Here is a 12,367-nt window from a genome sequence, read left to right on the forward strand (position 1 = left end):
AACAATGCCGCCGGCATCGTTCCCCCCGAACAAATAACAGCTGCCGGCCTTGCGTCAGCAGTGCCTTCGAGGAAGACTTACTTCCCCCAGCTATCCTTCAGCGTCGTCACGCGGTTGAACACCGGCTTGCCCGGCTGTGAGTTCACGCGGTCCGCCACGAAGTAGCCATGGCGCTCGAACTGGAAGCGCTGGTCGGCCACGGCATCCTTCATGCCCGGTTCCAGGTAGGCGGTCACGGTTTCCAGGGCGTTCGGGTTGAGCGCCGCCTTGAAGTCCTTGCCGCCGGCATCCGGGTTCGGGTCCGTGAACAGGCGGTCGTACAGGCGCACTTCAGCCTCCAGCGCGGTCGCGGCGCTGACCCAGGTGATGTTTCCCTTGACCTTGTAGGTGTCCGCACCAGGAGTGCCCGACTTCGAGTCAGGTAAGTAGTTCACGTGGACCGCCGTCACCTTGCCGTCCGCACCGGTATCGAAACCGGTGCACTCGACCACATAGCCGTATTTCAGGCGCACGCGGCTGCCTGGCTGGCCGTCTTTCGGCGGGGTGAAGCGGTGGTAGCCCTTGACCGGGTTTTCCATGAAGTCTTCCTGCTCGATCCACAGCTCGCGCGTGAACGGGAAGCTGCGCACGCCCATGTCGGGATGGTGCGGGTGGACCGGCGAGGTGCACGGGTGCGACTCGCCTTCCGGGAAGTTGTCGACGATGAGTTTCAACGGGCGCAGCACCGCGATGGCGCGCGGCGCCTTCGGGTCGAGGTCGTCGCGCAGGGAGCCTTCCAGCGTACTCATGTCGATCCAGCCGTCGGCCTTCGAGACGCCGATGCGCTCGCAGAACAGCTGGATCGATTCCGGCGTATAGCCGCGGCGGCGCAGGCCGACGATCGTCGGCATGCGCGGGTCGTCCCAGCCCGTGACCACGCCTTCGTCGACCAGCTGGCGGAGTTTGCGTTTGCTGGTGACGACATAGGTCAGGTTCAGCCGGGCCATCTCGTACTGGCGCGGCACCGGCGGCGCGAAGAAGCCGCCCTTGGTGAGCATGTCGACCAGCCAGTCGTACATCGGGCGGTGGTCCTGGAACTCGAGCGTGCAGATCGAATGGGTGATCGACTCGAGCGCATCCGAAATCGGGTGGGTGTAGTCGTACATCGGGTAGATGCACCAGTCGTCGCCCGTGCGGTGGTGGTGCGCATGGCGGATGCGGTACAGCGCCGGGTCGCGGTTGGTCATGTTCGGCGAGGCCATGGCCTCCTCGAACATCTTGGCGCGCAGGATGTGTTCGCCGTCCTTGTACTTGCCGGCCTTCATGTCGCGGAAGAGTTGCAGCGACTCCTCGACCGGGCGGTTGCGGAAGGGCGAGTTGGTGCCCGGCGTGCCGAAGTTGCCGCGGTTTTTCGCCATCTCTTCGGCGCTCTGGCTGTCCACGTAGGCCTTGCCTTCGCGGATCAGGTATTCCGCCATCTCGTACAGCCTGTCGAAATAGTCGCTGGCGTAGTGCAGGAATTCCTCGCCACCCTGCTCCCACGAGAAGCCCAGCCATTTCACGCTGTCCATGATGGTGTCGACGTATTCCTGGTCTTCCTTCTCGGGATTGGTATCGTCGAAACGCAGGTGGCAGCGGCCGGCGTAGTCGCGCGCCAGGCCGAAGTTCAGGCAGATCGACTTGGCATGGCCGATGTGCAGGTAGCCGTTCGGCTCCGGCGGAAAGCGCGTAATTACTTGCGGCATGCCTTCGCGGGCATGGGTGCCGGCCGCGAGGTCATTGTCGATAATGGCACGCAGGAAATTCGACGGAGCTGCAGGGCCTGGCGCCGGGTTGTTCTTTTCGTTGCTCATGAAAAAGGGTCTGGATGGGTAAGTTGCGCACATTTTACCGTACGCGGATGGCAGGCGGCCTCCTATGTGGTGGAGCGCACGGAGCGGCGCCCTGGCCGGGAACATACTTGGGACAACTCAGTCCATCCGCAAGGTCCCACCATGAAAACCCTCGTCACCCACCCGGACCTGGTCCGCGCCTGGCTGCTGGCCCAGGCCGGCATGTCGCTGCCGCCATTGCCGCCCCCGCGCCCAGGCCTGCCGCCCCCGCACACGCCGCTCCATCACTAAGCCAGACGCTCCCGTGGGGCAGCTTCGCCACGTTATCGTTTTCTATAGGATAATCTCGTTTTTGCCGAAGCTGCCGTATTGCTTGCGGCCCTAGCCGGGAGAGTGTCAGTTGGAAAATTTATACGCGATCCTCGGCGTCGCCCCGAATGCCGGCGACGACGAGATCAAGAAGGTCTACCGTTCCCTGGCGATGCGCTACCACCCGGACCGCAACCAGGCGCCCGGAGCCGAGGCGCGCTTCAAGGCTGTGTCGAAGGCCTATGAGATCCTGTCCGACCCGGTCAAGCGCGCCGAGTACAACCAGAGCGTCAACCACCGTATCGTGCTCGATGCCGAGGCCGAGGCCTACGAGCTGTGGCGCTCGGTGTTCGCGCTGAATGGCGTGAATTTACAGCACTGAGCTGCAGCACTGGGTTGTAGCCCCGGCCGGCCGGCGCCCGTTTCCAGCGGCGCCCCACCAATGAATCAACAGGACACACCATGAAAAACGTACATCCCGAATTCTCGTTCCAGTCGCGCGAACTGGACGGGCAGATCGAGGGCACCCTGGGCGATCCGCCCAACAAGAAGAACTACAACATGATGGTCAGCGCGCTGGTGTCCGAATACGCGAGCGGCTCGGGCCTGGACGACGTCAACCTGATGGCCTTCGCGCTCGTTGACTGTATCAAGTTCAAGGATCCGAAAGGCCTGCTGCGTGAAGCGGCCGACTACGAAGGCAGCGATCCGGCGAGCGTGTTCGCGATGGCCGGATGCGACGGCGAAGAAGGCAGCGCCATGTACGCGGCAATGACCACCAACTACCCGGAACTGGCGCGCCAGGCCATCATTACAGCCTTCCTGTACAAGAACCAGTCGCGCTGGGAAGACGAAGACCGCGATTTCGACCGCCTCGGCGAAGGCGACGAGGGCGACGACGACATGGACGACAACGCCGCCACCGACGACTTCACCCAGCTGTTCGATCCGGACGGAGGAGAGCGCGAATGAGCGACGAATCCAAGCAAGGCAGCAACCTGCCGGCGCTGACCCGCCAGGTCAGCGAACTGGTGCTGGCCGGCTCGCTCGACCACGCCGAAGAAGCGTTCTCGAAGGCGGCCGACGAGCATGGCGATTACGCCGTGGTCGAAGTGCTGTCGACGCTGCCGCCGCAAGTGACCGCACTGCACCTGTCGGGCTTCGACGGCGGCAAGACCTCGCTCGCGACCATGCTGGTCCCGCCGAAAGCCTGGGCCGACAGCCTGGCCTATATCGCCGCGACCTGGCCGGACAACATGATCGAGGACGATCCCGAGCGCATCGCCGAAAACCTGTTCAACCACGTGCACGGCATCGTCTACGCCAACGAGGACGAAGATCGCCGTCACGAACTGCTGCTCGAGGCGTCGGCCACCGACCACGGCGCCACCGTGTTCGCGATCATGTGGTCGCTGGCGCCGCGCGAAATTTTAGAGGTGGCAGGCGAGATCCTGTCCAAGGGCCGCTACGTGACCGGCCAGACCAGCGGCGACAGTGACATCGTGCCCCTGGCGATCGACCTGGCCAAGGCCAGCGAAGACGGCTGGGAGCGTTCGCTGCTCGAGCTGTTCCCGGAATTCCGCCACAGCGCCGAGATGGCCGACGTCGAACTGCCGGACGATCCGGACGAAGAGTCGCCCTTCATGCAGCGCAATACGCGCGAACTGTTGTACCGCCTGCGCAAGCAGGTGCCGTCGGTGCGCACCATGCCGCGCCGCAGTACCCGCAGGAGCATAGGCACGGACATCTTCTCGTGAGCGGGACGCCAGGAACCATGCTGCCCGCGCTCGTCGTCGAAACGCTGCCGCGCCTGGTGCGCGCGATCAAGCTGCTGCCGCTCGAAGCCACGCCAGATGAAACCGAGGCGCTGGCCGACGAGTTGTGCGGGATCACCGCGATGGTGGCCGAGAAGTTCACCAACGACCGCACCGCCGAGGGCATACAGCGCGCGCTGCTGCTGACGGTGGGCGGGGTGTCGCTCGGCCTCGAGCACGAGGTCGATACCGACGACGACCTCGATGCGCTCGACGTCCTGATCGAGGAGGGCGCGGAATCCGTGTTCCAGGCGGGCTTCCGCATGGTGCGCGAGCTGTCGGCGATGCCGGAAGATACCCTGGTGGGCGAGTACGACACCGACCCGGTGTATGCGCAGCGCCGCCTGAAGGAATTGTTCGTCGACCTGTGCACGGCCGATCCGGGCGAGACCTGGTCCGGCTACGAGCGCTACCTCAGCCAGCTCAAGCAGCGCCAGGGCGTGCAGGCGATCGTGCGCGCGGCCCAGTGGCTGCGCCGCCACCACTACGAAGGCCCGATCAACGACCCGGACCTGAATGCCGAAGGCGTGATCGCGCTGGCCATCATCTTCGCGGTGGAAGCGGGCGGCCGCATCACGGCCCGCACCGGCCAGCGCGAGTTCGAGCGCCTGGTCAAGTCGGTGCGCAGGAACAAGCCGGACTTCGAGGCCGGCTGGGCCGAGCTGATGGCGCGCATCCCGCCGGCGCACCAGGCCGTCATCGCCGAGCGCATCGCCACCTACCGCCAGCACTGCACGGTGCTGGAACACATCGGTACCAAGGCGACCATGAAGCAGCTGTTCGGGGAACTGGAAAACTACGCCGGTTCCGAGCTCGACGCGGACCTGCCGTGACGTCCTTGTCATGACGGGCGCGCGTGGTCCGATCGCGGCCGGAAGTGCAGACTTCCGCCGCATCAACCGCGCGATGGCCTTTGGCGGCTTCTCCGTCTTTGCCTTGCTCTACTGCGTCCAGCCGCTGATGCCGCTGCTGGCGCGCGACTTTTCCCTCACTCCTGCACAAAGCAGCCTGGCGCTGTCGGTATCCACCGCGACGCTGGCCGTGGCGCTGCTCGCCTCCGGCTTTCTCGCCGAGCGCATCGGCCGCAAGCAGATCATGATCGCTTCAATGGTCGGCGGCGCCTTGCTGACGCTGCTCTCCAGTTTCGCGGTCGACTACTACCAGCTGGTCGGCGCGCGTGCGCTGCTGGGGCTGGTGCTGGGCGGCCTGCCCGCGGTGGCGATGGCCTACCTCAGCGACGAGATCGAAGGCTCCTCGCTCGGCCTGTCGATGGGCATGTACATCAGCGGCAGTGCGTTTGGCGGCATGAGCGGGCGCGTGCTGTCCTCAGTCATCAGCGACTACACCTCGTGGCGCATCGCGGTCGGGTTGCTGGGGGTAGCCGGGCTGTACGCGGCCTGGGAATTCTCGCGCAGCCTGCCGCCCTCGCGCCACGCGGGCGTCCAGCGGCTACCTGCGCCGGGCTTTTTCGACGGACTGCGCACCCATTTGCGCGACGAAGGCCTGCCGTGGCTGTTCGTGCTGCCCTTCCTGCTGATGGGCGTGTTCGTCAGCCTGTACAACTACATCGGCTACCGGTTACTGGCCCCGCCATTCAAGCTGAGCCAGAGCGCGGTGGGCGCCGTCTCGCTGCTCTATTTGCTTGGCATCGTCAGCTCGATGTGGGCCGGCAAGCTGGCCGACCGCCTGGGACGGCGCAACGTGCTGTGGCTGGTGCTGGGCGTGATGCTGGCCGGGCTGCTGGTGACCCTGCACGATTCGGTGCTGGCGGTGGTGCTGGGCACCGGGCTGGCCACCTTCGGCTTCTTCGCCTCGCATTCGGTGGCCAGCAGCTGGGTGGGGAGGAGGGCGCGGCCGCCGCAGGCGTTGGCCTCGGGCATTTATCTCTTCAGCTATTACGTGGGGTCGAGCGTGATCGGGTGGGGCACCGGCTATGTGTGGGAGCACTGGGGCTGGAACGGCGTGATCGGGGTGCTGGCGGCGCTGTTAGGGGTAGCGATAAGGATCGCGCTGCGGCTGCGCCGGCTGGCGCCTGTCTCGTAGGGTGGTCGGCTCCGCCGACCGCGCGTTCAACTCCGGTCCGCACTGTGGCAACGCACGATCTGGCTGGACGCGCGGTCGGCATAGCCGACCACCCTACGATTCACTGTCCAAGGCCGCGACGCCCCTTACGGCGCCGCGCGCTTGACCACCACACCACCCTGGATCACGACCGCCGGCGCCTCCAGCAGCGCCACGTTTACGGTGGGGTCGCCCTGCACGGCCACCATGTCGGCGAAGCGTCCCGCCTCGACCACGCCGACGTCCTTGCGCGCCAGCGCTTCCGAGGCATTGATGGTGGCCGCCTGGATCGCCTGCAGCGGCGTCATGCCGTACTTGACCATCACCGCGAACTGTTTGCCGTTGCCGCCATGCGGATGGACACCGGCATCGGTCCCGTAGACCATCTTCACCCCCGCGGCATGCGCCTTTTTAAAATTCTGGCGCTGGATGTCGGTGACTTCGCGGTCCTTGCGCAGGTTATCTTCGAGCACGCCGTTTTTCTTGCCCTCGGCCGCGGTGTAGTCGCCGTTATAGATATCCATCGACAGCCAGGCGCCGTGCTTCCTGGCCAGCGCAATGCCTTCGTCGTCGATCAGGCTGGCGTGTTCGATCGTGTTGACGCCGGCCCGGATCGCATCCTTGATGCCGGCCGCGCCATGGGCGTGGGCTGCGATCTGCAAGCCCCATTGCCTGGCTTCGTCGACCGCGGCGCGCATCTCCGCCAGGTTCATCTGCTGCTGGCCGGGTTCGGTATTGCGCGAGAAGACGCCACCGGTGGCGCAGATCTTGATCACCTGGGCGCCGTACTTGCGCAGCGCGCGGATCGACTTGCGCACTTCGTCGGGACCGTCGGCGTTGTACGGGCCTTTCTCTTCCATCGATGGCGGGAAATAGGTGCTGTCGCAGTGGCTGCCGGTCGGCCCGAACGACCACGCGGCCGGAACGATGCGCGGGCCGCGTACCTTGCCGGCGGCGATGGCCTGGCCCAGCCCGACGTCGTTCCAGTCGGAGGCGCCCAGGTTGCGCACCGTCGTGAAGCCCGCATCCAGCGTCTTGCCCGCATGGACCACGCTCAGGGCCGACCAGAAGCGGTCGTTGTATTCGAGGTTGGTGTAGCCACCGTAGGTCGGGTCCGAATCGAGGTGCACGTGCATGTCGATCAGGCCGGGGACCAGGGTCATGCCCGGCAGGGCGATACGCGTCGCGCCGATGCCGGCGTCTGCGCCAGCCGGCGCGCTATCCGACGCGGCGTCCGGCTTGATGCTGACGACCTTGCCGTCGCGGACCAGGATTTCCGGGTTCCGGATCATCCGTCCCGCGCGCACGTCGAGCAGGCGGTCGGCGGTGATGATCACGTCGGCGGCCAGCGCGCCGGAGGAGCTGAGTACAGCCAGGCAGAACAGGGCGATGCGCGATGTCGAGCGGTGCTTGCGATCCAAAAGATTCCCCTTACGTGTTTTATGGACAAGTTGCAACTTATACAGATAGTCGCTGCCAGCGTCCAGATGCGCGTAAGGCTGGAAAAGAAATTTGCGGGGTAAGGAACCGGGCGCTAGCGGTACTTCGACGCCAGGGCCTTGATTTGCGTGCTTGCGGTACGGACGGTGGAATCGAGCTGCGGTCCAGTGGGCTTGTTATCGGTCGTGAACAGGAGCATGCGCGTGCCGTGGTTATACAGCTCGTCGAAATGGACGCGGTAGCCATTCACGAGCTGCAGCCCGATCTGGCGGGTCTTGGTTTCGATGATGACCAGACTATCCAGGTTGAAGCGTGCGGGCAGCATCGCGCGAAACGCCGGCTGGTCCTGCGAGGTCGCCAGCATCAGCCTGACCTTCGCTTCGTCATCGGTCAGGGACACCCGGCGGATGTCGTCGAGCAGCTTGCGCTTTTCCGGCAACAGCAGGCCGCGCATCTGCCTCGAGTCGGGATTGAAGGCATCGGGACGCAGTGCCAGGACCAGGTCGACCGCATTATTGAGAATGATCAACTCGGTCCGGAAGCGGGCAGCGATGCCCGCCCATTTCACCGCGCGCTCGTCGGCAAGAAACTCATCCCAGGCTTTATTCGACAGGTTGGAACGCGCATATTTCTCGTAGTTGCTTGCCCAGGCGTCGTGTTCGGCAAACATCGGCGTGAGCGCGTTGCACAGCTGTTCGTTGATTTCGACATAGCGCGTGGCGATCTCGCGCACCTGCGCAGCTGACAGTTCGGGGCGCATGTTGACGCCGACGCCGCGGTGCAGTCCTTGCAGCAGCCCGATGTTGACCAAGCCCAGGTTGTCGCAGCGCTCTTGTTCCAGGAAACGCGAGGTCAGGATCACGTTGACGACTTCGACCGAGCTGGCAGCGTGGACGGGCAGGGCAGCGGCGAAGAGAAAGGCCGCGCATGCAGCGGCCGCGCAGCGCTGCAGGAAGCTGCGGAAGCATCGGGGGAGCGCACGTCGCAGCGCGAATGCGTGAACAGTCATGGCGTCACCAGGGGCGGAGTGAACGATCGTCAACTCAGCAATTGTAGTGACTCAGCGTTTCTGACAACCCCTGAAGTCGCAGGTACGCGCGAACTTTTCCATCTGCCCTGTTTGATCCGCATCTAGTTATTGGAGGATAGTGTCGGATCCAGGCGCAACTGCTCGCGACTGCCGACCTGGGTTCTCATCTGACCCATGGTTGACGCGCGCACCGCTGAAATGCTTGCTTGAAATCGCCGTGTAGAGGTCTAAAGTGATTAAGTCCAGCGGTATCACCGCACCACTTTCAGGAGCTCATCATGCTACAACCTGCCGAAATTCAACAACGTTTCAGCCAGATCCAGCAGACCATCAACCAGGCCGAAGAAGTGACCCGGAACGACCAGGGCGCGCCTGCGGATATCCGCGATTGCATCCAGAAGATCGCACACGAAATGCCGGCCGCAGAACGCGTGATGCGCTCGAACGACCAGAACCGCATCATCGAATGCATCGACCGCCTCGAGGAAATGGGCGACGATGCCAAGCGCATGGTGCGCAGCTCACAGCCATCGCCGCAGGTGGCCTCGGTGGTGACGCGGGTGCATGACGTGCTGTCGGACCTGAAGCACCAGCTGCACTGAGCCGGCTGGATAAAGTCAGACCACGCCCTTGCCGCGCAATGCGGCAATCTCCGCCTCGCCGAGGCCCAGCACATCGCCCAATACTTCGTCGGTGTGCTGGCCCAGCAGGGGCGGCGCCTTGTCGCTGGTCGCGGGCGTGGCCGACATCCTGATCGGGTTGCGCACCAGTTTCACCTTGCCCGCGGTCGGGTGCGGCAGCTCGAATGCGACTTCGCGCGCCTTTACTTGCGGATTGGCGAATACGTCGCCGATGTCGTTGATCGGCCCACAAGGCACACCCACCGATTCCAGCAGATCGATCCACTCGTCGCGGCCGCGCTCCATCACCATCTCCGCCAGCATCGGCACCAAGGTGTCGCGGTTCTGCACGCGCAGCGGATTGGTGGCGAAGCGCGCGTCGTTGGCGAGCTCCGGGCGGCCACCCGCTTCAACGAATTTCTGGTACTGCCCGTCATTGCCGGTCGCGACGATGATGTGGCCGTCCGCGCAGGCGAAGGTCTGGTAGGGCACGATGTTGGCATGCGCATTGCCCCAGCGCTTGGGCGGCTTGCCGCTGTTGAGGTAGTTGCTGCCCATATTGGCCAGCATCGCCACCTGGGTGTCCAGCAGGGCCATGTCGATGTGCTGGCCTTGGCCGGTGCGGTCGCGGTGGGTCAGGGCGGCCAGCACGGCCACGGTGGCATACATCCCGGTCATCAGGTCGGTAAGGGCCACGCCGGCCTTTTGCGGGCCGCCGCCGGGCAGGTCGTCGCGTTCGCCGGTGACCGACATCAGGCCGCCCATGCCCTGGATCAGGAAGTCGTAGCCGGCGCGGTGCGCGTAGGGGCCGTCCTGGCCGAAGCCAGTGATCGAGCAGTAGACCAGGTCGGGCCTGATGCCCTTGAGCGTGTCGTAATCCAGGCCGTAGCGCTTCAGGTGGCCGACCTTGAAGTTTTCCAGCACCACGTCGCAATGACGCACCAGGTCGCGCAGCAGGGCCTGGCCATCAAGGCTGGCGATATCCACCGTCACCGAGCGCTTGCCGCGGTTGGCCGAGAGGTAGTAGGCGGCTTCGCTGGTGTCCCGGCCCTCGTCGTCTTTCGCATACGGCGGCCCCCAGGCACGCGTGTCGTCGCCGTTGCCGGGACGTTCGATCTTGATCACGTCGGCGCCAAGGTCGGCCAGGTTCTGCGAGCACCACGGGCCGGCAAGTACGCGCGAGAGGTCGAGCACGCGGATGTGGCCGAGCGCCTTCGGCAGTGTGGCGGAAGGAGAGTGCGTCATCTGGTTCCTGCTGGGAGTAGTCTGAAAGTCGATCGGGGGACGAGGCCGGATTATAGCTGCCCGCGCGCGATGGTTTGCACGGAGCGCGAGCCCGGCTGGAGCGCCGAGGCGATCACGTCGAGGGCGCGCTGGGGCTGGGCGTCGCCGCACATGAAGACGTCGGCGGCTGCGAAGCCGTGCTCGGGCCAGGTGTGGATCGAGATGTGCGATTCGGCCAGCAGCAGCACGCCGGTCACGCCCGCACCTGGCCCGAAGGTGTGGAAGTGGCTGTGCAGGACGCGAGCGCCGGCTGCCAGCGCGGCTTCGCGCAGCAGTGCGTCGAGCGCGGCCGGGTCGACCAGCAGGGCGGCGTCGATGCCGGCCAGGTCGGCCAGCAAGTGGATGCCGGCAGGGCGGTGCATGGTGCTCACTTGTGGCCACCGCCGGAATAGCTGCCGCCGCTGCCGCTGCCATACGTGCGCCAGCTGTTGCCGCTGCCGGTGCGCGTCGAGGACGCCATGCTGACCCAGCAGATGATGGTCGTGACCAGCGTGACCACGATGGCGTAGAGGAGGAATTTGGTTCTCATGCTTGCCTGTTCATTTTTCTGGCGCCAGCAGCAGCGGCAGGAACAGCGCGACCGTCCCGACCAGGATCCATGCAAGCGTGGCGCCGAAGTTGAAGACCAGCGGGATGAAGTTCAGGCCGAAGATCCACAACAGCGTTTTCCAGGCGATGTCGCGGCCGGTCGACGCGCCCTCGGCCCCTTTCATCGCCTTGGCCGGCGCCGGCAGCTTGAACCATGCGCGCACCTGGTCCAAGGCGACCGGCGTCGAGCGCGACCAGGTCAGTTCTTCGGCCGTGTGTTCCGCCGCCAGCCCGCCCTGGCCATGCTCGTACTCGGCGACATGGACCATGTCGCCCGCCGCGACGCGCCAGTTGAAGGCGCCGGCGGCATACACCACGCGCGCCTGGTAGACCCAGGTGCGCTCGTAGTCGACATTGTCCACCTGCACCCTCCCCATGGCCGGCAGGGGCGGCGTCGGCCAGTCGTCCATCACGTCGGAACGCGACCAGCCTTCATCGGTTTCGACCAGCCAGAAAAACGGGCCCTGGGTCGAGTAGAGCAGGTATTCGCTCCAGGTATCGCCTTCGTTTGACTCGCGGCGCATCAGGCCCAGGACGCGGTAGTCGACCGCGCCGATTTTCGCGTTGGCGCCCAGACTCAAGGTGAAAGGCACGCGCTCGTGCTGTTCGCCCTTGCGCAGCACCTCGGTCCTGGGCGAGGACGCATCCAGGGGCGTGGCACACGACGGACAGACGCACTGCGTGGCCAGGCCGGGAAGGTAGCGGATCGACGAGCCGCACGAAGGGCACTGCAGCAGGTCCACCTTGCCGCGGTACCTGCCGGCGCTGGCCTTGATCTGCTCGTCGTCGCGCAGCAGCTGGCATTTCAAGCCTTCCAGCGTCACCGCAGTGCCGGCATACAGCAGCGGCGTGTCGCCGTCGGAATAGTCGAGGGTGGCAAAGCTCGGGCCGCGCCGGAAATCGGCCACGCGCGCTTCCCAGCCTTCGCCGACACGGAACGGCAGCTCGCCCTGGCCGCCGGAGCACCTGGCCACGCGCTTGTCGGAGGCCACATAGGGGCCGAAGCCGATGTCGTACTGGCGCGTGACCTTGATCGCCTCAAAAGCCGGCCAGCCGGGCGCCAGCTCGCGCTTCGTGGTCAGCACGTACTGGCCGGAGGTATCGCCCAGCCAGCCATCGGTTCCATCGTCGAACAGCAGGTACCACTCGTTCCACATGCCCGCGTCATAGCGCAGCTGGATGCGGCCGATCACCGTGAAGCTGCGGCCAGCCAGCACACCCGCTGTGCCGACCTGGACGCGTGAATAATCCTCCAGGACCTCGGACATCTTGCCGAGGTCCTGCACCGCGCCGGCATCCTTGACCACGGTCGCGCGGCAGAACTCGCACACCGCCATAACGGAGGCGTGCGAGCGGAACCCGACCGGTGCGCCGCAGGAAGGACAGGAAACGTTCTGCATCTAGGCGCCG

At 65.3% G+C, this 12,367-nt stretch carries 14 protein-coding genes; 7 read left to right on the top strand and 7 right to left on the bottom strand.

The window, feature by feature from the left end:
* Window positions 1-77: 77 nt before the first annotated feature.
* Entirely contained in the window at window positions 78-1,832 is a 1,755-nt protein-coding gene (locus tag HGB41_RS15660; protein ID WP_171086059.1) for a glutamine--tRNA ligase/YqeY domain fusion protein, read from the bottom strand.
* A 141-nt stretch (window positions 1,833-1,973) separates the two neighbouring features.
* Between HGB41_RS15660 and HGB41_RS23750 the strand changes: the two genes are divergently transcribed.
* From HGB41_RS23750 to HGB41_RS15685, 6 genes are all read left to right on the top strand, one after another.
* A complete protein-coding gene (locus tag HGB41_RS23750; protein ID WP_267874202.1) occupies window positions 1,974-2,102 on the top strand; it encodes a hypothetical protein in 129 nt (42 codons plus the stop codon).
* Between the two features lie 109 nt (window positions 2,103-2,211).
* Window positions 2,212-2,502: a DnaJ domain-containing protein gene (locus tag HGB41_RS15665; protein ID WP_171086061.1), complete on the top strand. Its 291-nt coding sequence runs from the start codon at window positions 2,212-2,214 to the stop codon at window positions 2,500-2,502.
* A gap of 80 nt (window positions 2,503-2,582) precedes the next feature.
* Window positions 2,583-3,092, top strand: coding sequence for a hypothetical protein (locus HGB41_RS15670; RefSeq protein ID WP_171086064.1), 510 nt, complete (start codon window positions 2,583-2,585; stop codon window positions 3,090-3,092).
* The gene (locus HGB41_RS15675; protein WP_171086066.1) at window positions 3,089-3,877 is read left to right on the top strand and encodes a hypothetical protein; all 789 of its coding nucleotides are present in this window, start codon (window positions 3,089-3,091) and stop codon (window positions 3,875-3,877) included. The genes HGB41_RS15670 and HGB41_RS15675 overlap by 4 nt, the downstream gene beginning before the upstream one ends.
* A gap of 17 nt (window positions 3,878-3,894) precedes the next feature.
* Window positions 3,895-4,767 carry a hypothetical protein gene (locus tag HGB41_RS15680; RefSeq protein WP_171086067.1) on the top strand — a complete coding sequence of 291 codons (873 nt, stop codon included), beginning with the start codon at window positions 3,895-3,897 and terminating at the stop codon, window positions 4,765-4,767.
* Between the two features lie 10 nt (window positions 4,768-4,777).
* Window positions 4,778-5,977 carry an MFS transporter gene (locus HGB41_RS15685; protein ID WP_171086069.1) on the top strand — a complete coding sequence of 400 codons (1,200 nt, stop codon included), beginning with the start codon at window positions 4,778-4,780 and terminating at the stop codon, window positions 5,975-5,977.
* Window positions 5,978-6,102: 125 nt separating this feature from the next.
* Here the strand turns inward: HGB41_RS15685 and HGB41_RS15690 are convergent, their stop codons facing one another.
* Both HGB41_RS15690 and HGB41_RS15695 read right to left on the bottom strand, forming a co-directional pair.
* Window positions 6,103-7,416 (bottom strand): Xaa-Pro dipeptidase, encoded by a 1,314-nt coding sequence (locus tag HGB41_RS15690; RefSeq protein ID WP_308788935.1) that lies wholly within the window; start codon window positions 7,414-7,416, stop codon window positions 6,103-6,105.
* A gap of 113 nt (window positions 7,417-7,529) precedes the next feature.
* On the bottom strand, window positions 7,530-8,444 hold the full coding sequence (locus tag HGB41_RS15695) for a hypothetical protein (RefSeq protein WP_171086071.1): 915 nt from the start codon (window positions 8,442-8,444) through the stop codon (window positions 7,530-7,532).
* Window positions 8,445-8,743: 299 nt separating this feature from the next.
* Here HGB41_RS15695 and HGB41_RS15700 point away from each other — a divergent pair, with 299 nt between their 5' ends.
* Complete coding sequence (locus tag HGB41_RS15700; protein WP_171086073.1) at window positions 8,744-9,067, top strand: hypothetical protein; 324 nt, start codon at window positions 8,744-8,746, stop codon at window positions 9,065-9,067.
* Between the two features lie 15 nt (window positions 9,068-9,082).
* On the opposite strand, the gene HGB41_RS15705 is transcribed toward HGB41_RS15700, so the two are convergent.
* Genes HGB41_RS15705 through HGB41_RS15720 form a run of 4 tightly spaced genes read right to left on the bottom strand, consistent with a single transcriptional unit; the run spans window position 9,083 to window position 12,357 of the window.
* Window positions 9,083-10,330 carry a CaiB/BaiF CoA transferase family protein gene (locus tag HGB41_RS15705; RefSeq protein ID WP_171086075.1) on the bottom strand — a complete coding sequence of 416 codons (1,248 nt, stop codon included), beginning with the start codon at window positions 10,328-10,330 and terminating at the stop codon, window positions 9,083-9,085.
* Between the two features lie 50 nt (window positions 10,331-10,380).
* Window positions 10,381-10,731, bottom strand: a complete 351-nt coding sequence (gene speD, locus HGB41_RS15710) for an adenosylmethionine decarboxylase (protein ID WP_171086077.1) — start codon at window positions 10,729-10,731, stop codon at window positions 10,381-10,383.
* A 5-nt stretch (window positions 10,732-10,736) separates the two neighbouring features.
* Window positions 10,737-10,898, bottom strand: coding sequence for a hypothetical protein (locus HGB41_RS15715; RefSeq protein ID WP_171086079.1), 162 nt, complete (start codon window positions 10,896-10,898; stop codon window positions 10,737-10,739).
* Window positions 10,899-10,908: 10 nt separating this feature from the next.
* Window positions 10,909-12,357, bottom strand: a complete 1,449-nt coding sequence (locus HGB41_RS15720; RefSeq protein ID WP_171086081.1) for a DUF4178 domain-containing protein — start codon at window positions 12,355-12,357, stop codon at window positions 10,909-10,911.
* Window positions 12,358-12,367: the final 10 nt, after the last annotated feature.

The sequence above is a fragment of the Telluria aromaticivorans genome (assembly GCF_013003915.1).
Taxonomy (GTDB): Bacteria; Pseudomonadota; Gammaproteobacteria; order Burkholderiales; family Burkholderiaceae_D; genus Telluria; species Telluria aromaticivorans.

Coding starts and splice junctions, on each gene's coding strand:
- HGB41_RS15715 (WP_171086079.1), bottom strand. CDS start 10,898: ATGAGAACCAAATTCCTCCTCTACGCCATCGTGGTCACGCTGGTCACG.
- HGB41_RS15700 (WP_171086073.1), top strand. CDS start 8,744: ATGCTACAACCTGCCGAAATTCAACAACGTTTCAGCCAGATCCAGCAG.
- HGB41_RS15675 (WP_171086066.1), top strand. CDS start 3,089: ATGAGCGACGAATCCAAGCAAGGCAGCAACCTGCCGGCGCTGACCCGC.
- HGB41_RS15680 (WP_171086067.1), top strand. CDS start 3,895: ATGCTGCCCGCGCTCGTCGTCGAAACGCTGCCGCGCCTGGTGCGCGCG.
- speD (WP_171086077.1), bottom strand. CDS start 10,731: ATGCACCGCCCTGCCGGCATCCACTTGCTGGCCGACCTGGCCGGCATC.
- HGB41_RS15695 (WP_171086071.1), bottom strand. CDS start 8,444: ATGACTGTTCACGCATTCGCGCTGCGACGTGCGCTCCCCCGATGCTTC.
- HGB41_RS15685 (WP_171086069.1), top strand. CDS start 4,778: ATGACGGGCGCGCGTGGTCCGATCGCGGCCGGAAGTGCAGACTTCCGC.
- HGB41_RS15720 (WP_171086081.1), bottom strand. CDS start 12,357: ATGCAGAACGTTTCCTGTCCTTCCTGCGGCGCACCGGTCGGGTTCCGC.
- HGB41_RS15705 (WP_171086075.1), bottom strand. CDS start 10,330: ATGACGCACTCTCCTTCCGCCACACTGCCGAAGGCGCTCGGCCACATC.
- HGB41_RS23750 (WP_267874202.1), top strand. CDS start 1,974: ATGAAAACCCTCGTCACCCACCCGGACCTGGTCCGCGCCTGGCTGCTG.
- HGB41_RS15660 (WP_171086059.1), bottom strand. CDS start 1,832: ATGAGCAACGAAAAGAACAACCCGGCGCCAGGCCCTGCAGCTCCGTCG.
- HGB41_RS15670 (WP_171086064.1), top strand. CDS start 2,583: ATGAAAAACGTACATCCCGAATTCTCGTTCCAGTCGCGCGAACTGGAC.